Source organism: Ralstonia nicotianae (genome assembly GCF_018243235.1).
Taxonomy (GTDB): Bacteria; Pseudomonadota; Gammaproteobacteria; order Burkholderiales; family Burkholderiaceae; genus Ralstonia; species Ralstonia nicotianae.
This window is the reverse complement of sequence record NZ_CP046674.1, coordinates 2,798,707-2,816,786: the sequence shown is the minus strand read 5'-3', so window position 1 is coordinate 2,816,786 and position 18,080 is coordinate 2,798,707. Positions and strand designations below refer to the sequence as shown.

The 18,080-nt window shown below is 67.9% G+C and carries 18 protein-coding genes and 1 pseudogene; 7 read left to right on the top strand and 12 right to left on the bottom strand.

Annotation, left to right across the window (positions count from 1 at the left end):
- Nucleotides 1-190: 190 nt before the first annotated feature.
- Nucleotides 191-568 (top strand): hypothetical protein, encoded by a 378-nt coding sequence (locus GO999_RS12815; RefSeq protein WP_058908230.1) that lies wholly within the window; start codon nucleotides 191-193, stop codon nucleotides 566-568.
- A gap of 59 nt (nucleotides 569-627) precedes the next feature.
- Here GO999_RS12815 and GO999_RS12810 read toward each other — a convergent pair whose 3' ends face one another.
- The 3 genes from GO999_RS12810 to GO999_RS12800 form a co-directional block, all read right to left on the bottom strand.
- Entirely contained in the window at nucleotides 628-1,158 is a 531-nt protein-coding gene (locus GO999_RS12810) for a DUF3318 domain-containing protein (RefSeq protein ID WP_011000706.1), read from the bottom strand.
- The gene (locus GO999_RS12805; protein ID WP_011000707.1) at nucleotides 1,155-1,532 is read right to left on the bottom strand and encodes a phage holin family protein; all 378 of its coding nucleotides are present in this window, start codon (nucleotides 1,530-1,532) and stop codon (nucleotides 1,155-1,157) included. The genes GO999_RS12810 and GO999_RS12805 overlap by 4 nt, the downstream gene beginning before the upstream one ends.
- Nucleotides 1,533-1,742: 210 nt before the next feature.
- On the bottom strand, nucleotides 1,743-2,069 hold the full coding sequence (locus GO999_RS12800) for an ElaB/YgaM/YqjD family protein (RefSeq protein WP_003265120.1): 327 nt from the start codon (nucleotides 2,067-2,069) through the stop codon (nucleotides 1,743-1,745).
- Nucleotides 2,070-2,340: 271 nt separating this feature from the next.
- On the opposite strand from GO999_RS12800, the gene GO999_RS12795 reads away from it, so the two are divergent.
- Complete coding sequence (locus GO999_RS12795) at nucleotides 2,341-2,979, top strand: peroxiredoxin (RefSeq protein WP_003265121.1); 639 nt, start codon at nucleotides 2,341-2,343, stop codon at nucleotides 2,977-2,979.
- A 151-nt stretch (nucleotides 2,980-3,130) separates the two neighbouring features.
- Here GO999_RS12795 and GO999_RS12790 read toward each other — a convergent pair.
- Both GO999_RS12790 and GO999_RS12785 read right to left on the bottom strand, forming a co-directional pair.
- Nucleotides 3,131-4,450: pseudogene (locus GO999_RS12790) on the bottom strand (NCS2 family permease); the annotation flags it as partial.
- Nucleotides 4,451-4,931: 481 nt separating this feature from the next.
- The gene (locus tag GO999_RS12785) at nucleotides 4,932-6,125 is read right to left on the bottom strand and encodes an acyl-CoA dehydrogenase (RefSeq protein WP_016723391.1); all 1,194 of its coding nucleotides are present in this window, start codon (nucleotides 6,123-6,125) and stop codon (nucleotides 4,932-4,934) included.
- A gap of 112 nt (nucleotides 6,126-6,237) precedes the next feature.
- Between GO999_RS12785 and GO999_RS12780 the strand changes: the two genes are divergently transcribed.
- Nucleotides 6,238-7,059: an IclR family transcriptional regulator gene (locus GO999_RS12780; RefSeq protein ID WP_011000711.1), complete on the top strand. Its 822-nt coding sequence runs from the start codon at nucleotides 6,238-6,240 to the stop codon at nucleotides 7,057-7,059.
- Between the two features lie 10 nt (nucleotides 7,060-7,069).
- On the opposite strand, the gene kynA is transcribed toward GO999_RS12780, so the two are convergent.
- The 3 genes from kynA to kynB are packed head-to-tail and all read right to left on the bottom strand — an operon-like array spanning nucleotide 7,070 to nucleotide 9,873.
- Complete coding sequence (gene kynA, locus GO999_RS12775) at nucleotides 7,070-7,954, bottom strand: tryptophan 2,3-dioxygenase (protein ID WP_011000712.1); 885 nt, start codon at nucleotides 7,952-7,954, stop codon at nucleotides 7,070-7,072.
- A gap of 1 nt (nucleotide 7,955) precedes the next feature.
- A complete protein-coding gene (gene kynU / locus GO999_RS12770; RefSeq protein ID WP_020831429.1) occupies nucleotides 7,956-9,209 on the bottom strand; it encodes a kynureninase in 1,254 nt (417 codons plus the stop codon).
- A gap of 34 nt (nucleotides 9,210-9,243) precedes the next feature.
- Nucleotides 9,244-9,873 carry an arylformamidase gene (gene kynB, locus GO999_RS12765; RefSeq protein WP_011000714.1) on the bottom strand — a complete coding sequence of 210 codons (630 nt, stop codon included), beginning with the start codon at nucleotides 9,871-9,873 and terminating at the stop codon, nucleotides 9,244-9,246.
- Nucleotides 9,874-10,032: 159 nt separating this feature from the next.
- Here kynB and GO999_RS12760 point away from each other — a divergent pair, with 159 nt between their 5' ends.
- Complete coding sequence (locus GO999_RS12760; protein ID WP_011000715.1) at nucleotides 10,033-10,563, top strand: Lrp/AsnC family transcriptional regulator; 531 nt, start codon at nucleotides 10,033-10,035, stop codon at nucleotides 10,561-10,563.
- A 67-nt stretch (nucleotides 10,564-10,630) separates the two neighbouring features.
- Nucleotides 10,631-10,837, top strand: a complete 207-nt coding sequence (locus GO999_RS12755) for a DUF3079 domain-containing protein (RefSeq protein WP_011000716.1) — start codon at nucleotides 10,631-10,633, stop codon at nucleotides 10,835-10,837.
- Between the two features lie 16 nt (nucleotides 10,838-10,853).
- On the opposite strand, the gene GO999_RS12750 is transcribed toward GO999_RS12755, so the two are convergent.
- Nucleotides 10,854-11,429: a flavin reductase family protein gene (locus GO999_RS12750; protein WP_011000717.1), complete on the bottom strand. Its 576-nt coding sequence runs from the start codon at nucleotides 11,427-11,429 to the stop codon at nucleotides 10,854-10,856.
- 219 nt (nucleotides 11,430-11,648) lie between these two features.
- Here GO999_RS12750 and msrA point away from each other — a divergent pair, with 219 nt between their 5' ends.
- The gene (msrA, locus tag GO999_RS12745) at nucleotides 11,649-12,209 is read left to right on the top strand and encodes a peptide-methionine (S)-S-oxide reductase MsrA (RefSeq protein WP_016723387.1); all 561 of its coding nucleotides are present in this window, start codon (nucleotides 11,649-11,651) and stop codon (nucleotides 12,207-12,209) included.
- Between the two features lie 28 nt (nucleotides 12,210-12,237).
- Here msrA and GO999_RS12740 read toward each other — a convergent pair whose 3' ends face one another.
- The 3 genes from GO999_RS12740 to pdxH all read right to left on the bottom strand — a co-directional run bounded on the left by GO999_RS12740 (nucleotide 12,238) and on the right by pdxH (nucleotide 15,362).
- Nucleotides 12,238-13,305, bottom strand: coding sequence for a DUF72 domain-containing protein (locus GO999_RS12740; RefSeq protein ID WP_211906291.1), 1,068 nt, complete (start codon nucleotides 13,303-13,305; stop codon nucleotides 12,238-12,240).
- Nucleotides 13,306-13,309: 4 nt separating this feature from the next.
- Nucleotides 13,310-14,530 (bottom strand): class I SAM-dependent methyltransferase, encoded by a 1,221-nt coding sequence (locus GO999_RS12735; RefSeq protein ID WP_019717684.1) that lies wholly within the window; start codon nucleotides 14,528-14,530, stop codon nucleotides 13,310-13,312.
- Nucleotides 14,531-14,723: 193 nt separating this feature from the next.
- Nucleotides 14,724-15,362 (bottom strand): pyridoxamine 5'-phosphate oxidase, encoded by a 639-nt coding sequence (pdxH, locus tag GO999_RS12730; protein ID WP_011000721.1) that lies wholly within the window; start codon nucleotides 15,360-15,362, stop codon nucleotides 14,724-14,726.
- Nucleotides 15,363-15,945: 583 nt separating this feature from the next.
- On the opposite strand from pdxH, the gene GO999_RS12725 reads away from it, so the two are divergent.
- Complete coding sequence (locus GO999_RS12725) at nucleotides 15,946-18,009, top strand: glycoside hydrolase family 3 protein (protein ID WP_249215070.1); 2,064 nt, start codon at nucleotides 15,946-15,948, stop codon at nucleotides 18,007-18,009.
- Nucleotides 18,010-18,080 lie beyond the last annotated feature (71 nt).

Genomic DNA, 18,080 nt, shown 5'->3' with positions numbered 1-18,080 from the left:
CATCGCATGGCGACTGGATCCGCCGAGGTGCTCGGGACGTCCCCTACCCCGAATGGGTGGGGTCCGTGCGGCCTAGGCGGGAGTGATGTCAGACGAATCTCACACAGAGTTCAGTTTTGTGCGGGTCGCCAACTTCATGGGCCGGGCATAGCATCGGAAGCATCACGATAAGAGCAGGAGGAGGATCGCCATGGAAACCGCGAAGCCAGGGATGACGCACCCGTGGTGGCAGCCGGGCGTATTCGCTTCGGCGCCGGCGATCTTCCTGTGGGTCTGTGCCCAGCTCCCCGCCGACATGCTTGGAAACCTCTTCCACGCCGGGACTTCGCCTGAGTCGCTGACGCATGTGGGCGACACGCTGTTCGTGGTCGGCTGGACCGCCAGCGGCGTGCTGCTGTGGCATGGCCGGCGCCACGTCGAGCCCCAGGGTACGGAGACGGCCCTGCCGGGCGCGGTGGTCGATGCCGCGCCGGGAGTCGGACCCGCTGACGCGCATGGCCTTGCGGCCTTGCGGCGCAATGTGGCGCGCCGGCTGGAGCGGCTGCGCCATCCGATTCCGCTGCACTGATCGCAGCATGGAACAGGCCGGATCGCTCCGGCCTTTGTTTTGTCCGCGGATGTCCGCGCTCAGGATGTGCTGCCCGGGATGATTTCCGCCGAGGGTTCCGGCGCTGGGCTGTCCGCCGTGGCCGTCGGTTCCGCGGCGCGGTCAGCCTGCGCTTCCTGCCATTTGCGATAGCCCCACCAGGCCGTGCCCGCGACCAGCCCGATCTTGCCCAGCCGCCGCGTCACCCGTCCGATGACGGTGCGGCGCAGGCCGGCGTAGGCGAGGGACACGGCCGCGCCGACCAGCGGATATTCGCGCGCGATGCCCAGGGTGCGCATCAGGCTGTTGGGACGCGCCAGCGGCCGGATCAGGCTCGGCAGCAGTGCGCCCAGGCCGCCCAGGCTGAAGGCGCGGCCGGCGGCGTGCCGCACGTCGTTGCGCGTCTGGGCGTAGTCATAGCGCTCAAGCGCGGCGCGCGTGAGCAGCAGTTCCTTGCGTACGGCCAGCGGCAACCGCGCTTCGCCGCGTCGGCGGGACGGGCGGACATGGTGGCGCGCGGTGTGCGCGGCTTCGTGGTCGGGCACGTCGCCCGTTCGGTTCGGCGCGGTCATCGGCGCAGGATCTCCCGGTCTTTATCGAGTTCGGCCAGCGTCGCCTCGAACAGGGGCGGCGCGCTGCGCAGCGACATGCGGACTTTCCACAGGCAGGCCGCGGCGCCGAGCGCGTACAGCGCCGCCATGACGGCCAGCGATTGCCAGCGGTAGGTGTCCCAGAACAGGATGGCGATGAGCGCGGTGAGCGTCATGATGGCCAGCCCAATCAGGCTGACCGCCAGCATGCCGAGAAAGGCGGCACCGAGCAGGCGCTCTTTTTCCTCGGCCAGTTCGACGCTGGCGAGTTCGAGGCGCGTCTGCGCCATCGAGACGACCGTACCGGCCAGTTTTTTCAGCGAAGCAAGCAGCTTGGGGCTGTGATCGTCGGTCATGAAGTTTCCGGGATGACGGGGGCCCGGGGCAAACCTGCCCCGTCCGGAGCGCCGGCACGGGGCTGGCGATCGCGCTGCGGCCGCGTCCGTCGTTTCGGCCATGCCGTGGCGGGCACACCGCGCCCGCGACGGAATATCCAACCAAAATGCAACTGGCCGATGGCGCGGCCCGCGAGCGGTGCGCCATCGGCCAGGAACGGGGTTGCCGGCTTACTTGCGGTTGAGCAGCAGGCCGATCAGCAGGCCCACGCCGGCAGCGACGCCGACCGCCTGCCACGGATGATCGTGGACGTAGTCGTCCGTGGCGCGGGCGGCTGCCTTGCTCTTGGTGACCACGGCGTCCTGCAGGTCCTGGGCCTTTTCCTTGGCCTGCCGCAGCAGTCCCATGCCGCGCTCGCGCAGCTCAGCAGCTTTTTCGCCGCTCGTGGAAGCGGCTTGCTTGAGCAGCGCTTCGGCGTCGGACAGAACGGTCTTCACGTCGGTCATCAGTTTCTCCTTATTGACGGATTCGGCCAGGTTGGGGGATGTGTTCGTCATGGTCGGCACCTGTGGTGTGTCGGTGGATCAATCGTCAATATGTTGGCACGCATATTCGCTAGCATATGTGTGGGTGTCTTGAAACTTCAAGCGCCTGAAGCATGCATGCTGCGCGCGGACAACCTTTGCCGGGTCGGCGGGCATGCACACATCCCTTCGCCAGCAAATCGCGCGCCAAATGACAAAAAGTGATGTTGTTGTGAATTTATAGTCGTTTTGGTTGGATGGCAATCTGGCTATAGTGGTTCCCAACATGGGTATGGAGGACACAATGTCTCTACGTCTGGGCGATATCGCCCCCGATTTCGAGCAGGATTCCAGCGAAGGCCGCATCCAGTTCCACGCGTGGCTGGGGAACAGCTGGGGCGTGCTTTTCTCGCATCCGGCGGACTTTACGCCGGTGTGCACCACCGAGCTGGGGCTGACCGCCAAGCTCAAGGACGCGTTTGCCAAGCGCAACGTCAAGGTCATTGCCCTGTCGGTGGATCCGGTCGATTCGCACAAGAAATGGATCGACGACATCAATGAGACACAGAACACCCGCGTCAACTTCCCGATCATCGCCGATGCCGACCGCAAGGTCTCGCAGCTCTACGACATGATCCACCCGAACGCGAGCGAGACGTTCACCGTGCGTTCGCTATTCGTGATCGACCCGAACAAGAAGGTGCGGCTGACCATCACGTATCCCGCGTCCACGGGGCGCAACTTCGACGAGGTGCTGCGCGTGATCGATTCGCTGCAGCTGACGGACCACCACAGCGTGGCTACGCCGGGCAACTGGAAGGACGGCGACGACGTCGTCATCGTGCCGTCGCTGAAGGACGAAGAGGTCATCAAGCAGAAATTCCCGAAGGGCTACAAGGCCGTGCGGCCGTATCTGCGCCTGACGCCGCAGCCCAACAAGTGACCGTCTCCTTGGTAGTGTGATTGCCGCCCGGTGCGTTGCGCCGGGTGCTTTTTTCGTGCGCGCAAACGGTTGGAATGCGTGCTGCAGGCACAGCCGGCCAGCCCTCGCGGGTCTGGCCGGTTTGTCTTTCGCCGGAGCGGATCGGGGGCGATCAGATCGCCCAGCCGCCCGCGTAGAACGTTGCCAGCACGACGGCGATGGCCACGGTGCCCACATTGAGCTTGCGCCATTCGCCCGCCACGATGCGGCCGACCACCAGCGTGCAGAAGCCGAGCATGATGCCGGTGACGATGTTGCAGGTCAGGACGATGAACACGGCACACACCAGGCCGGCCAGCGCATCGACCATGTCGTCCATGTGCAGCCTGCTGACGCTGGAGAGCATCAGCAGACCCACGTACATCAGCGCGGGCGCGGTCGCGTACGACGGCACCAGGCCCGCCAGCGGCGAGACGAACATCACCGCCAGGAACAGCACGCCGACCACCACGGCGGTCAGGCCGGTCCTGCCGCCGGCCGCCACGCCCACGGTGGATTCGATGTAGGCCGCCGCCGGCGCGCTGCCGAAGAAAGCCGAGACCATTGAGCTGATCGAATCGGCCGTCAGCGCGCGGCCGCCGTTCCGGATATGGCCTTTGCCGTCGAGCAGGCCGGCCTGGCCGGCGACCGCGCGGATGGTGCCGGTGGCGTCGAACACGGCGGTCATCACCAGGGCGAGCACGCTCGGCAGCACGGCCGCGCTCAGTGCGCCGCGGATGTCCATCGCGCCGATCAGCGGAGCGTGGCCCGGCGCGCTGAGCGAGGGCAGCGCGAACACGCCGGTGAACTTCACGGCCGGGTCGAGCAGCAGCCCCAGCGCCGAGATGGCGACGATGACGATCAGGATGCCGCCCGGCACGCGCCGGCGTTCCAGCCCGAAGATCGCCGCCAGGCCCAGCACCGACATCACCGCCGGGAAGGCCGTGATGTGGCCCAGCGATACGGGCAGGCCCGGGCCCGGGTTCTTCACCACGAGACCGACATCGTTCGAGGCGATCAGCAGCAGGAACAGTCCGATGCCGATGCCCGCGCCGTGCGCCACGCCGGCCGGCAGGTTGCGCAGGATCCAGGACCGCACACCGGTGATCGAGATGGCCGTGAAGACCATGCCCATCAGGAACACCGCGCCCAGCGCCACGCCGGGCGTGAGGTGCTGGCCCAGCACCAGCCCGAAGCCCATGAAGGCGGTCAGCGAGATCGCGCAGCCGATGGCGATCGGCAGGCGGGCCCACAAGCCCATCAGCAGTGAGCCGAAGGCCGTGGTCAGGCACACCGCCACGAAGACCGCGCTGGTGTCGAAGCCCGCTTTGCCCAGCATGCCCGGCACGACGAAGACGGCATAGACCATCGCCATGAAGGTGGTGATGCCGGCCACCGCCTCGCGACGATGCGTGCTGCCGCGCGCGGTGATCTGGAAGTAGCGATCGACGGCGCGCGCATCGGCGAAGCCGGCGGCGTCGCGTGCCGTCGCCGGCGCAATGGACTGTTCAGCCATGGTGGTTGTCTCCTGGCAGGGCTCCGCGGGCCGGCCCGAGCGGGATCCTCGGCATGCGCCGGTGTGAGGGGGCCTGTTCTGGTTTGTGGTGCGGACGGGGCGCCTGCGTACGCGCGCGGGCGTTCTCCCGGCCGTTGTCTCGCGATGGTTCTTGTGCGCGTGGCGTCGCGGTCTGCGTGTGGACTGCGCGCGTCTTATCGGCGTGAGGGCGGTGCGGGCGTTTGCTGTTCCACAGTCCGCCGGCACTTGGAGCGAAGCATAGTCGCCCGCAAATGGCCGTTTCATGCGGCAAACCGTATCCCGGTCATTTGCGAACGGATATACCGCGAAAGGGAGGTGACCCCGATGCCCAGGACAGGCGGGGGATGCGGCGGGCGATGTACGGGCGTGCCCGACCCGCCGCGGATGTGGCGCCGTCTCAGAAGAACGCCTGGATGCCCGTCTGCGCGCGGCCCAGGATCAGGGCGTGGATATCGTGCGTGCCCTCGTAGGTGTTGACCACCTCCAGGTTCACGACGTGACGGATCACGCCGAACTCGTCGGAGATGCCGTTGCCGCCCAGCATGTCGCGCGCCATGCGGGCGATGTCGAGCGCCTTGCCGCACGAGTTGCGTTTCATGATCGAGGTGATTTCCACCGCGGCGGTGCCTTCGTCCTTCATGCGGCCCAGGCGCAGGCAGCCCTGCAGGCCGAGCGTGATCTCGGTCTGCATGTCGGCGAGCTTCTTCTGGATCAGCTGGTTGGCGGCGAGCGGGCGGCCGAACTGCGTGCGGTCCAGCACGTACTGGCGCGCGGTGTGCCAGCAGGACTCGGCCGCGCCGAGCGCGCCCCAGGCGATGCCGTAGCGCGCGGAGTTCAGGCAGGTGAACGGGCCCTTGAGGCCGTGCACGCCGGGCATCAGGTTCTCTTCGGGCACGAACACCTCGTCGAGCACGATCTCGCCGGTGATCGAGGTGCGCAGGCCGACCTTGCCGTGGATGGCGGGGGCGGACAGGCCCTTCCAGCCCTTCTCCAGGATGAAGCCGCGGATCTGGTCTTCACCGTTGTCGTCCGGCAGCTTGGCCCACACCACGAAGACGTCGGCGATGGGCGAGTTGGTGATCCACATCTTGGCGCCGCTCAGCGAGTAGCCGCCATCCACCTTTTTCGCGCGCGTGACCATCGAGGCCGGGTCGGAGCCGTGGTTGGGCTCGGTCAGGCCGAAGCAGCCGATCCATTCGCCGGTCGCCAGCCTGGGCAGGTATTTCTGCTTCTGTGCCTCGCTGCCGAACGCGTGGATGGGCACCATCACCAGCGACGACTGCACGCTCATCATCGAGCGGTAGCCCGAGTCGACACGCTCCACCTCGCGCGCGATCAGGCCATAGCTGACGTAGTTCAGGCCCGGGCCGCCGTACTGCTCGGGGATCGTGGGGCCGAGCATGCCCAGCGCGCCCATCTCGCGGAAGATCGCCGTGTCGGTCTTCTCGTGCCGGAACGATTCCAGCACGCGCGGCATCAGCTTGTCCTGCGCGTAGGCGGCGGCGGCATCGCGCACCATGCGCTCGTCGTCGGTGAGCTGCGCGTCGAGCAGCAAGGGATCGGCCCAGTGGAAGGCGTTGCGAGCGGTCATGGCGGTGGTCTCCGGATCGGATCTTTGCACTGTGTTCCGTAATGCGGAACAGTGTTTCGAAATTTAGGTTTATCATAACGCAGCCGACGGCAATTTCTACTCTTTCCTTGCAATGCGTACCGAGAGTCTCCCCGATACCGAATCCGGCGCCGGACGCGAAGGCGATCCGAACTTCGTCACGGCCCTGGCGCGCGGGCTGGAACTGCTGCGCGCGTTCCGCCCCGGCGACACGCTGCTCGGCAACCAGGAGTTCGTGCGCCGCACCGGCTTTCCCAAGGCCACCGTCAGCCGGCTGGCCGGTACGCTGGTCGCGCTCGGCTACCTGCGCTATGACGATGCGCTCGGCAAGTACGGGCTCGACGCGGGCGTGCTGGCGCTGGGGTTCGCCTACCTGGCTTCGAGCGACGTGGTGCAGCTGGCGCGTCCGCACATGAGCGCGTTCGCGCAGCGGCACGGCGTGTCGATTTCGCTCGGCCGACGCGAGCGGCTGGACATGGTCTACCTGGAAACGATCCGCCACGACAGCCCGGCAATGGGCGGCTCGTCGGGGCTGGGTGTGGGCTCGCGGCTGTCGATGCTGTCGAGCTCGATGGGGCGGGCCTATCTGGCCGCGCTGCCGGCGGCGCGGCGCGAGCGGCGATACGACGCGCTGCGCACGCAGCAGCCCGCGCAATGGGCCGCCGAGGGCGCGGCTGCCACGGATGCGGTCAAGGCCGGCGTCCGCGAGGGCTACGCGGTGTCGCTGCGCGAGTGGCATCCTGCCATCCACGCCTGCGCGGTGGCGTTTTTCGTGCCGGGCCAGCGCGAGCCTTATGTGGTCAGCTGCAGCGCGCCGCATACGGCGGCCGATGCCGGGCGCATCCGCGCCGAACTGGTGCCCGCCTTGCGGGAACTGGCGGCGCGGCTGGGGCAGTTGGCCCAACCGACCGGATAAGACGCAGCGATCAGAGATCGGTGCGCAGCTTCCACAGTTCCGGAAACAGCACCACGTCCAGCATCTTGCGCAGGTAGTTGACGCCTTCGGTGCCGCCGGTGCCGCGCTTGAAGCCGATCACGCGCTCCACCGTGGTCACATGGCGGAAGCGCCATTGGCGGAAGGCGTCTTCCAGGTCGACGAACTTCTCGGCCAGTTCATAGAGTTCCCAGTGGTGGGTCGGGTCGCGATAGACCTCCAGCCAGGCGGCCTCGACCGACGCGTTGTACGTGACCGGGCGCGACCAGTCGCGCTCGATGCAATCGGCATCGAAAGCGAAGCCGTGGCGCGCCATGTAGCGGATGGCCTCGTCGTAGAGCGACGGCGTTTCCAGCGCGGCCTTCACCTGCGCGTAGTGTTCGGGCTGGTGCGCGTGCGGCTGGAGCATGGCCGCGTTCTTGTTGCCGAGGATGAACTCGATCTCGCGGTACTGGTAAGACTGGAAGCCCGACGATTGCCCGAGGTGCGGGCGCATCGCGGAGTATTCCGGCGGCGTCATGGTGGCGAGCACGTTCCACGCCTGCACCAGCTGGTCCATGATGCGCGAGACGCGCGCGAGCATCTTGAAGGCGGGTGGCAGGTCGTCGTTGCGCACGCAGTCGCGGGCGGCGCGCAGCTCGTGCAGCATCAGCTTCATCCACAGCTCGGTGGTCTGGTGCTGGACGATGAACAGCATCTCGTTGTGGTCCGGCGAGCGCGGATGCTGCGCGTTCAGGATCTGGTCGAGGGCGAGGTAGTCCCCATAGCTCATCGACTTCGAGAAATCCATCTGGGCGTCGTGCCAGCTTTCGGCCTGCGCGCCGTGCATGGGGCAGCCCGATGCCGCGGGCCGGGTCGGTTGAATCGGTTCGGACATCTCAGGTCACCAGCGTACGTTCGTTGAATTGGGCTGATTGCCACGCGCCGGTTTCCAGCACCTCGCGCAGCACGTCGACCGCATCCCACACATCGACGAAGCGCGTGTACAGCGGCGTGAAGCCGAAGCGCATGATGCTCGGTTCGCGGTAGTCGCCGATCACGCCGCGCGCGATCAGCGCCTGCATCACGGCAAAGCCGTCCGGGTGCGCATAGCTGACGTGGCTGCCGCGCACCGCGTGGTCGCGCGGGGTGGCGAGCGTCAGCGGGTAGCCGGCGCAGCGGGCCTCGACCAGTTCGATGAAGAGATCGGTCAGCGCGAGCGACTTGGCGCGCAGCACGGTCATCGAGGTCTGGGCGAAGATGTCCAGCCCGCATTCGACCATCGCCATCGATGTGATCGGCTGGGTGCCGCACAGGAAGCGCCCGATGCCGGCGCCGGCATCGTAGTGTGACGCCATCGCGAACGGCCGCGCGTGGCCCCACCAGCCCGACAGCGGCTGCCAGAAGCGCTCGCGCAGCGCGGGCGAGGCCCACACGAAGGCCGGCGAGCCCGGGCCGCCGTTCAGGTATTTGTAGGTGCAGCCGATGGCGTAGTCGGCGCCGCCGGCGTGAAGGTCCACGGGCACGGCGCCGGCCGAGTGCGCGAGGTCCCAGACGGCCAGCGCGCCGTGCCTGTGCGCCAATGCCGAGACGGCTGCCATGTCGTACATGTGGCCGCTCTTGTAGTTGACGTGCGTGAGCATGGTGACGGCCACGTCGTCGCCCAGCGCGGTTTCCAGCGCGTCCGGCGCATCGATCAGGCGCAGCTTGTAGCCGTCGCGCAGCAGGTCGGCCAGGCCCTCGGCGATGTAGAGGTCGGTCGGGAAGTTGTGCGCTTCCGAGACGATGATCCTGCGTTCCGGCGCATCCTCGCGCTGCACGCGCAGGGCGGCGGCCAGCACCTTGAACAGGTTGATCGAGGTGGTGTCGGTGATGACCACCTCGTCCGCGCGCGCGCCGATCAGCGGGGCGAGCTTGTTGCCCAGGCGTCGCGGCAGCTCGAACCAGCCAGCCTGGTTCCAGCTGCGGATCAGGCCCTCGCCCCATTCGTCGGCGATGACCTGTTGGGCACGGGCGAGCGCGGCATGGGGACGGGCGCCGAGCGAGTTGCCGTCCAGGTAGATCACGCCGTCGGGCAGGGCGAAGGCATCGCGCAGCGGAGCGATCGGGTCGGCCGCGTCGCGTTCGAGGCAGGTGTTGCGGGTGAGAGGCATGGCGACTGTGGGGCAGTGAAAGCGGTGGAGCCGGTCAGGGCAGGCGGCGCAGTACGGCGCGCACCGGGCTGGCGTCGAGCGTGGCGAACTTGAGCGGCAGGGCGATCAGTTCGTAGTCGCCGGCGGGCACGTCGTCGAGCACCAGGCCCTCGAGGATGGCCAGGCCGTGGCGGCCGACGGCGTGATGCGCGTCCATGGTCTTGGAGGTCTGCGGATCGAGCGAGGCGGTGTCGGTGCCGATCAGGCGCACGCCGTGCGCGGCCAGCAGTCCGATGGTCTCGGGCGCGACGGCGGCGAAGTGGTCATCCCAGGCGTTCTGGGGCATGCGCGCATAGGTGCGCAGCAGCACGCGCGGCGGCGCGCCGTCCAGCGCATCGCGCACGTGCTCCGGCTCGACGCGCGCCACGCCCACGCAGTGGATGACGCGGCATGGGCCGAGATAGGCGTCCAGCGGCACCGCGCCGATCGGGGCGCCGTCCGCGTGGTAGTGCAGCGGCGCGTCGGCGTGCGCACCGGTGTGCGGCGACAGCGTGATGCGCCCGACGTTGACCGGGCAGTCGCCTTCCAGCTTCCACGCAATTTCCTGCGAAAACGGCGTGTCGCCGGGCCAGGTGGGCGTGGCGGTCGAGAGGGCGGGGCTGATGTCCCACAAAGTACGTTCCAAGGCGGCTCCGGTGGCAAGAACGCGGGGCGGAAAGCGGGCGTCCGTGCCGGAATGATAGGGAAAACCGTGCGAAATGGGTTTGCATATTCGTGCGTGCGATTTTGCTGAATCCGCATAAAATTCAACATAATTGACAGATCGCACCATTTTCTTCGACCTATGCAACTCGATACCACCGATCTGCGCATTCTCCAGGTCCTGCAGGAGGATGGCCGCATCAGCAACCAGGACCTGGCCGAGCGCGTGGCGCTGTCGCCGTCGGCCTGCCTGCGGCGGGTGCGGATGCTGGAGGAGGGGGGCGCCATCACCGGCTATCGCGCGCGGCTCGGGCGGGCGGCGCTCGGGCTGGAGCTGGAGGCCATCGTGCAGGTGTCGATGCGGCAGGATGTGTCCGGCTGGCACGAGACCTTCATGGAGGCGGTGCAGCAGTGGCCGGAGATCGTCGCGGCGTACATCATCACCGGGGACTGCAACTACATCCTGCGCGTGCAGGCGCCCAACCTGCAGCACTATTCCGAGTTCATCATCGAGCGGCTGTACAAGACGCCGGGCGTGATGGACATTCGCTCGAACATCGTGCTGCGCACGCTCAAGGAGCGCGAGGGCGGGCTGGCCCTGCTGATGGAGGCGCGCGGCGTGCGGCCGCTGGAGGCGGGGGCCGGCAAGCGCGGCAAGGCGGGCAGTTCCTGACGCGGATCAATCCCCTACTGGCCGTGTGCGCGGATAGTCGGTCTGTGTTGTCGACCGGAGCCGGGCCATGGCCAAGAAATTTCCACTGCATCCCGTGCACCCCGAGCGCATCTGCTGGGGCTGCGACAAGTATTGCTCGTCCGACGCGCTGGGCTGCGGCAACGGCTCGGGCCGTACCCAGCATCCTGCCGAGCTGCTGGGTGACGACTGGTACGAATGGGGCGATTGGGGGATCGACACGCCGGCTCCCGGCAAGCCGGCCGGCCCTGCGTGACGCGGCAGGCGCCAGGCTAGCCGGGCTGGTCGCCGATGGGCGCGAGCGACGAGAACGCGCCGCGATGGAACACCAGCGGCGCGCCGCGCGCGTCCAGCACGCCGCAGCGCTCCACTTCGCCGACGAAGATGACGTGGTCGCCCTCGTCGTAGCGGCTGCGGTTGTGGCATTCGAACCAGGCCAGCGATTGCGCGAGGATCGGCAAACCGGTCGGGCTCAGGCGGTAGTCGACGTTGGCGAAGCGGTCGCCCTTGAGCGTGGCGAAGCGCTTGCACAGGTCCAGCTGTGAGGCCGACAGCACGTTGATCACGTAGTGCGAGCCGCGGTGGAACAGCGGGAAGGAATTGGCCTGGGTGCCCAGGCTCCACAGCACCAGCGGTGGCTCCAGCGACACGGAATTGAACGAGCTGGCCGTCACGCCCACGAAGGGCGGCTGGTCCGGCGCGCCGCCCGAGCGCGTGGTGACGACTGTCACGCCGGTGGCAAACTGGGACAGCGCGCGCCGGAAGTGGGCGGCGTCGAAATCGGGCGGGGTGGCGCGGCCATGCGCAGACGGCTCGCGCGCGGGCGAGTCGCTGTCGTGCGCATCCATGTGAACGGCTCCGTGGTGATCCATGCAAACAATCGGAAGTGATGCTCCGATTGTAACGGACGCGCGTGGCACGCCGCGCGGGCCGGGGTGGGCGTGTTCCGAATGACCGGTCTGCCCATGGGGTGATTGGGCTTTGCGTGATGCGGCGTCGACATGTCAGGATAGGGGGCCGGCCACGACCAATGGCGTTCCCTTTCGCAAGACATGCAGGAGAGCACGATGACCGAACGACAAGCCCTTGAAACCGCCGTCCTGGGCGGGGGATGTTTCTGGTGCACGGAAGCAGTGTTTCAGCAGGTGCAGGGCGTGCACAGTGTGGTGTCCGGCTATGCGGGCGGCCACCTCGAGCGGCCCACCTACCGCGCCGTCTGCGGCGGCGACACCGGCCATGCCGAGGTGGTCAGGGTGGAATTCGACCCCGCGGTGATCCCGTACCGCGAGATTCTCGACATCTTCTTCGCCACCCACGATCCGACCACGCTGGAGCGCCAGGGCAACGACATCGGTCCGCAGTACCGCTCGGCCGTCTTCGCGCAGTCTCCCGAGCAGCTCGCGGAAGCCGGCGCCACCATCCGGGCACTGTCGGCCGCCAACGTCTTCGATGCGCCCATCGTGACCGAGGTGGTGGACGCGAGCGGCGGCAAGGTGCCGTTCTGGCAAGCGGAAGACGAGCACCAGAATTACTTCCGCGACCACCCGGCGCAGGGCTATTGCGCATTCGTCATCTCGCCCAAGGTGGCGAAGTTCCGCGAACGGTTCGCACACCGCTTGCAGGCGTGAGCCGCAGGGCGGACCGCCAGCGTCGGGGTTAGGGCGTGTCGGCGGGCAGCCGCGCGGTGATGGCCTCGGCCAGCCGGATGCACGACAGCGGCGAGCAGCCCTCGGCCTTGTTGCTGACCAGGATCGTGACCTGGCGGCCGGCCGCCAGCGCGGCGACCGCCATGTCGGCCAGGGTCTCGCGCGAGAACGGGTCTTCGTCGACCAGCTTGTCGAACGGCTTGTAGGCGGCTTCGGCCTGCGCGTAGCGGTAGCGGCTGTTGAGGTTCCAGCGCACCACCAGCGGGCCCGGCGCGCCCGCGTCGAGCAGGGCGACGGCGGCGGCCTGGCGATCGGCTGCCGGCATCCGCTCGTGCAGGCCGACGCAGTAGCGCACGCCCACCGCGCGCAGCATCTTGATGAAGCGCGGCGTCAGCAGCGTGGCGTCGCGCAGTTCCACCGCGTAGACCGCGTCCGGTGTGCGCTGCCGGTCGAGCGGCGGCAGCGCGGCCAGGAACGCTTCGAGCCGTTCCAGGAAGCCGATCGCATCTTCGGCCAGCGCGCCCAGCGGCGAGAGCTGGAACACCAGCGGCCCGCAGCGCGTGTCGAGCCCGCGCGTGGCCGGCTCGACAAAGTCGCGCACGGCGAATTCGGCGTTGAGGAAGGCCGGATTCGGCTGGCGCCCGCGGCCGTCCGATTCGCGGATCCACGCATCGCACACAGCCGCGGGCGCCTTGACGGCAAAGCGGAAATCGTCCGGCACGCTGGCCGCGTAGGCGACATAGTCGGCCAGGGGAATCGGCGCATAGAAGCCGCGGTCGATGCTGACCGTGCGCAACAGCGGATGCTGCCCGTAGGCAGCCAGCCCCTTGCGCGCCAGCTGCGACTCCGAATAGCCGCCGCCGTAGACCAGCCCCTCCCATCCCGGATACGACCACGACGACGTGCCGATGCGCAGCCCGTGCGGCAGCCGCTGCGCGAGCGCCTGCAGTTCGGGCGTGGCGGCGGCCGGCTGCACGCCCTGGCGAGCGGAGGGGCGCCGGGGTCTGGCGGGTTCGGCGGCCGGCGGCGGCGCGCCGAACAGGTCGTCGATGTGGGGCGGAGCGGCGTCGGTGGTCAAGCGTTCAGCGATAGATATAGCGCCGCGACCACGGAATCGATGCCGCCGGCTTGCCGGATTTCTGGCACAGGATCTGGAAGATCGAAACCTCGTCGGCGTCGAAGGCGTGGGCGCAGCCGGCCAGGTAGACGCGCCAGATGCGGTAGGTTTTTTCGCCGACGATCTTGCGGATGGTCTCGCCGTTGGTTTCGAAGCGGTCTGCCCAGTGCTCGAGCGTGCGCGCATAGTGGCGGCGCAGGCTTTCCACGTCAAGCGCCTCCAGTCCGCCTTCCTGCGCGGCCCTGAGCGCCAGCGAGATGTGCGGCAGCTCGCCCTGCGGGAAGACGTAGCGGTCGATGAAATCGCCGCCGCCCAGCGAGCTTTCGCCGCCTTCCGGGTCGGACGAGGTGATGCCGTGGTTCATGGCGATGCCGTTGTCGGCCAGCAGGCTGTGGACGCGGCGGAAATAGCCGGGCAGGTTCTTGCGCCCGACGTGCTCGAACATGCCGACGCTGGTGATGCGGTCGAAGGCGCCGGTCAGGTCGCGGTAGTCCTGCAGGCGGATCTCGATGCGGTCTTCCAGGCCGGCGGCGCGCACGCGCTCGCGGGCCAGATCGAACTGGTTCTGCGACAGCGTCACGCCCAGGCATCGCGCGCCGAACTGCTGCGCCGCGCGCAGCACCAGCGCGCCCCAGCCGCAGCCGATGTCGAGCAGGGTCTGGTCGGGCTGCAGGCGGATCTTGGTGAGGATGTGGTCGATCTTCTTGATCTGCGCGTCGTCCAGCGTCTCGTCGCCGTGCTCGAAGTAGGCGCAGGAGTAGACCATGTTCCGGTCGAGCCACAGCTTGTAGAAGTCGTTGGAGACGTCGTAGTGGTATCGGATCGATGCCTTGTCGCCTTCCTTGGTATGGGCGAAGTGGCGCACCACGCGGGCCAGCGCGTTGCTGCCGGTGGCGGCGGCCGAGGCGGCCAGCTGGTAGCCGACGCTGATGATGTCGGGCAGCCGGCCGTCCAGGTCGATCTTCTCCTGGACGTAGGCTTCGCCGAGGTTGTTGAGCGTGGGCGACAGCAGCAGCGGCAGCGCGCTGGCTTCGCGCACCGTCAGCGTGACAGTGGGGCGCTCGAAGCGGCCCAGTGGGTACTGGTGACCGTTCCACAGGCGCAGCAGCACGGGGAGGTTGGCAGACGCGCGGATGTCCGAAATCCAGTGCTCGAGCTTGCGGTCAATCGCCTGTTGGAAAAACATGTCGATGCCTCCCGGTGCCAAAACGGTCTGGGGCGGCCATCGGATTGCCGCCCAACGGATCGAACTAGCTTACGACAAACTTTCCCATTGTGCTGTGCGGGTCATGCGCCCGCGCGGGATGGTCTCGTTCCATGTAGCAGGCGCCGTTCCCGGATGATGCAGTGCGCAATACGGCACTGCGCGGAGCGGGGCGTCAGGGGGCGAGACGGACGATGTGCCAGCCGCCGTCCGGCTGGCGGCGGTATTCCAGCCGATCGTGCAGCCGCGAGGGCCGGCCCTGCCAGAACTCGATGCGTTCCGGCAGCAGCCGGTAGCCGCCCCAGTGCGGCGGACGCGGCGGCGCGTCGCCGAAGCGTTCGCGGTATTCGGCCTCGCGCGCTTCCAGCACGGCGCGGTCGGGCACCTCGCTGCTCTGCTCCGAGGCCCAGGCGCCCAGGCGCGAGCCGAGCGGGCGCGAGTGGTAGTAGGCATCGCTCTCGGCTTCGCTCACTTTTTCCACCACGCCCTGGACGCGCACCTGGCGCTCCAGCCCGATCCAGTGGAACAGCAGCGCCGCGTGCGGGTTGGCGGCCAGTTCCTCGCCCTTGTGGCTGCAGTAGTTGGTGAAGAAGGTGAAGCCGCGCTCGTCCAGGTTCTTCAGCAGGACGATGCGGGCGGACGGCTGGCCTTGCGGGTCCACGGTGGCCAGCGTCATGGCGTTGACCTCAGCCACTTCGGCCCGGATGGCTTCGTCGAACCAGCGGCGGAACTGCCGCAGCGGGTTGGGATCGACGTCGGCGATGTCGAGGGAGGCGCGGGCGTAGTCGGTGCGGATGTCGGCGATGGAAGTCATGGTGCGGGAAACGGGGTGCGGCGTAGTACGTACAACGGGCCGAGTATAGACAAAGGCGGCGGCCGCCATTTGCGCGGGCGCAAGCCGGCTGGCGCGTCCGGCACGACGCGCGCACGGTCTGGCGAACCGTCGCGAGCCGCCTACTATGTGTATTTATCTTGGCACGAAGCATGCCATGCACGCGTGCAGCAGCAGTCGACGCCGCACGAAAAAGGCGCCGTCTCGACCCGGGCACGCGACACGCGCACTGCCCAATGCCGATGAAGCCAACCGTGCGGCAACGCTGCCGCCATGGGAAGCGGTGTCCCTGCAAATGCGGTGACGGCGCGCGATCCGCGCCGAGGCACCTTCGCTTGCCGTCGACGCGCGCAGTGGCCCGTGTCCGGCGTACCCCGGCTATCCGCCGTTCCTTTCTATAACTCCGACCCAACCAAGCGAGGCAATGCCAATCGACGAACTCAAACTTGCCAAGATGCCGGGGCATCCCCCGGATGTGCGCGGCGATCGGGCTGACGGCGGTCCAATCCGTTCTGGCCGCAGCCCCGGATGGCTGGCCCGGCGCTCCATCCGGCCGAGACTGGCGATGAAGGTGTTGCGCGTTCTTCGCCAGTGCGTGCTGGGTCTTGCGGTGCTCTCGTTGGCCGCGTGCTCGTCTGATGATGAAACCGCAAATGACGCGCAGTTGAAGGCGCAGGCACTGCAGATCGTCGGGCAGATGTCGACGCGCGACAAGATCGGGCAAAAGATCATGATGGCGTTCCGCTACTGGTGCGAGCCGCCTGCCGATCCCAACTGCACGGATCGCATGACGGTGCTGCCCGACGCTGCCGCCAGCGCGTTGCGCGATCACCGCATCGGCGGCGTGGTCCTGTTCGCGAACAACCTCGTATCGGTCGATCAGATTAGCCGCCTGACAGCGCAGATCGCTGCGGCGGCGCCGGTCGGCATGCTGATCGGCGTCGACGAGGAAGGCGGCAACGTGTTCCGGTTGCCGCGTGGCATCGCGACGTCGTTTCCCGGGAACATGGCGCTCGGAGCGGCATACCTGGGCGCCGCCGATGCGGCACTTGCCCACGATGAGGGACGCGTGCTCGCTTCCGAACTGGCGGCGGTCGGCATGAATGTCAACTTTGCGCCGGTGGTCGACGTCAACAGCAATCCGCTGAATCCCGTCATCAATGTGCGCGCCTACGGCGATGATCCGGCCATGGTCGGCTTGCTCGGCCGCCACATGGCGCGCGGCATGGCTCACGCGGGCGTCATCAGCGCATTCAAGCACTTCCCGGGCCACGGGGATGCGGCAACCGATTCGCACTATGGGCTGCCGCGCGTGGACAAGTCGCGTGCCGACGCGTACGCGACCGACCTGGCGCCGTATCGCGCATCGATTGACCTGGGCGAAGCGCCGGAGATGATCATGACCGCGCATATCCAGTATCCGTCGCTTGACGAAACCCGGGTCGCGACGCGCACCGGCGAGAGCATCCTGGTGCCGGCCACCATGTCACGCAAGATCCAGCACGACCTGCTGCGCGGCGAGTTCGGCTACCGCGGCGTGACGGTCTCCGATGCGCTCGACATGGATGCGATCGCAAACCACTTCGATCCCGATCCGGCGGTGATCAACCTGTTTCGCGCCGACGTCGACATCGCGCTGATGCCCGTCGAGTTCCGCACGGCCGGTCAGGCCGATCGGCTCCGTGCGGTGATCGACCGCGTCGTGGCCGCGTTGGATGCCGGCACGCTGAGTCGCGCCGAGCTGGATGCATCGGTCGAGCGCATCACACTGATGAAGCTGCGCCACGGGATCGCACCGAACGCATCGCGCCCGCAGACATCTGCGGTAACGGTGATCGGCAGCCCCGGCCATCGGGCGGCCGAGCAGCGCATTGCGCAGGCATCGATCACGCTCTTGCGCAATCGCGGCGCGACGCTGCCGCTGAACGCGCCGCAACGGCCGATCTTCATCATGACGCCCTGGGGCGAGCAGGCCCAGGGGATGCGCCAGCGCTTCGCCGAACTCGGCTACGCTTCGGTGACCGGCGCGAAGCTGGCGGAGACGCCCTGGGCCGAGCAGCAACGGTTGATCGATGCCGCCGATATCGTGATTCTCGGGACCCTGTCGAGCGCCCCCTCTCCGGTCGAGCGCAATGGCGATCCGCGCGCCGCCGACACGCGGACGAATACCGCCTCGGTGCAAGAGGGTGCTGCGCAGCCCGTCGGCGACAAGCGCCCCGAGGCCGTTGCGCACGGGCAACGCTCCCTGGTCTTCGATGTCGAGGGGGACGCGCCGACCGTGCCCGGGGTGCTGCGCGCGCAACAGGTCTCCGCGCCAAGCGAAGCGCAGCGGGTCCGCTATGCGATGGAGTACGCCAAGGCGAAGGGCAAGACCGTCATCCACGTATCACTGCGCGCGCCGTATGACGTGCCTTCGTTCGACGATGTCGCTGACGCGACGGTTGCCACCTATTCGTACTACGGCTACGACAACGGCGCCTGGCGCGGTCCGTCGATGCCGGCACTGGTCGATGCGCTGGCCGGTGTGCGCTCGCCGCTTGGCCGCCTGCCGGTGTCGGTGTATGAGGTGAGCATGGACGGCAAGCTGGGTTCACTGCGTTACGCGCGCGGCTTCGGGATGCGCTACTGAGCGCGGCCGGAAGCACCGTTTCAGTTCGCGGTGGGGCGAGCGCGGGGCCGGTTGCCTGACGGAAAGACGAT

Bases quoted from the DNA above. Each gene is read 5' to 3' on its own strand.
- GO999_RS12810 (WP_011000706.1), bottom strand. From the start codon at position 1,158: ATGACCGCGCCGAACCGAACGGGCGACGTGCCCGACCACGAAGCCGCG.
- GO999_RS12800 (WP_003265120.1), bottom strand. From the start codon at position 2,069: ATGACGAACACATCCCCCAACCTGGCCGAATCCGTCAATAAGGAGAAA.
- GO999_RS12750 (WP_011000717.1), bottom strand. From the start codon at position 11,429: ATGGATGCGCACGACAGCGACTCGCCCGCGCGCGAGCCGTCTGCGCAT.
- GO999_RS12755 (WP_011000716.1), top strand. From the start codon at position 10,631: ATGGCCAAGAAATTTCCACTGCATCCCGTGCACCCCGAGCGCATCTGC.
- GO999_RS12780 (WP_011000711.1), top strand. From the start codon at position 6,238: ATGCGTACCGAGAGTCTCCCCGATACCGAATCCGGCGCCGGACGCGAA.
- pdxH (WP_011000721.1), bottom strand. From the start codon at position 15,362: ATGACTTCCATCGCCGACATCCGCACCGACTACGCCCGCGCCTCCCTC.
- kynA (WP_011000712.1), bottom strand. From the start codon at position 7,954: ATGTCCGAACCGATTCAACCGACCCGGCCCGCGGCATCGGGCTGCCCC.
- GO999_RS12805 (WP_011000707.1), bottom strand. From the start codon at position 1,532: ATGACCGACGATCACAGCCCCAAGCTGCTTGCTTCGCTGAAAAAACTG.
- GO999_RS12735 (WP_019717684.1), bottom strand. From the start codon at position 14,530: ATGTTTTTCCAACAGGCGATTGACCGCAAGCTCGAGCACTGGATTTCG.
- GO999_RS12815 (WP_058908230.1), top strand. From the start codon at position 191: ATGGAAACCGCGAAGCCAGGGATGACGCACCCGTGGTGGCAGCCGGGC.
- GO999_RS12725 (WP_249215070.1), top strand. From the start codon at position 15,946: ATGAAGGTGTTGCGCGTTCTTCGCCAGTGCGTGCTGGGTCTTGCGGTG.
- GO999_RS12785 (WP_016723391.1), bottom strand. From the start codon at position 6,125: ATGACCGCTCGCAACGCCTTCCACTGGGCCGATCCCTTGCTGCTCGAC.
- kynU (WP_020831429.1), bottom strand. From the start codon at position 9,209: ATGCCTCTCACCCGCAACACCTGCCTCGAACGCGACGCGGCCGACCCG.
- msrA (WP_016723387.1), top strand. From the start codon at position 11,649: ATGACCGAACGACAAGCCCTTGAAACCGCCGTCCTGGGCGGGGGATGT.
- GO999_RS12795 (WP_003265121.1), top strand. From the start codon at position 2,341: ATGTCTCTACGTCTGGGCGATATCGCCCCCGATTTCGAGCAGGATTCC.
- GO999_RS12760 (WP_011000715.1), top strand. From the start codon at position 10,033: ATGCAACTCGATACCACCGATCTGCGCATTCTCCAGGTCCTGCAGGAG.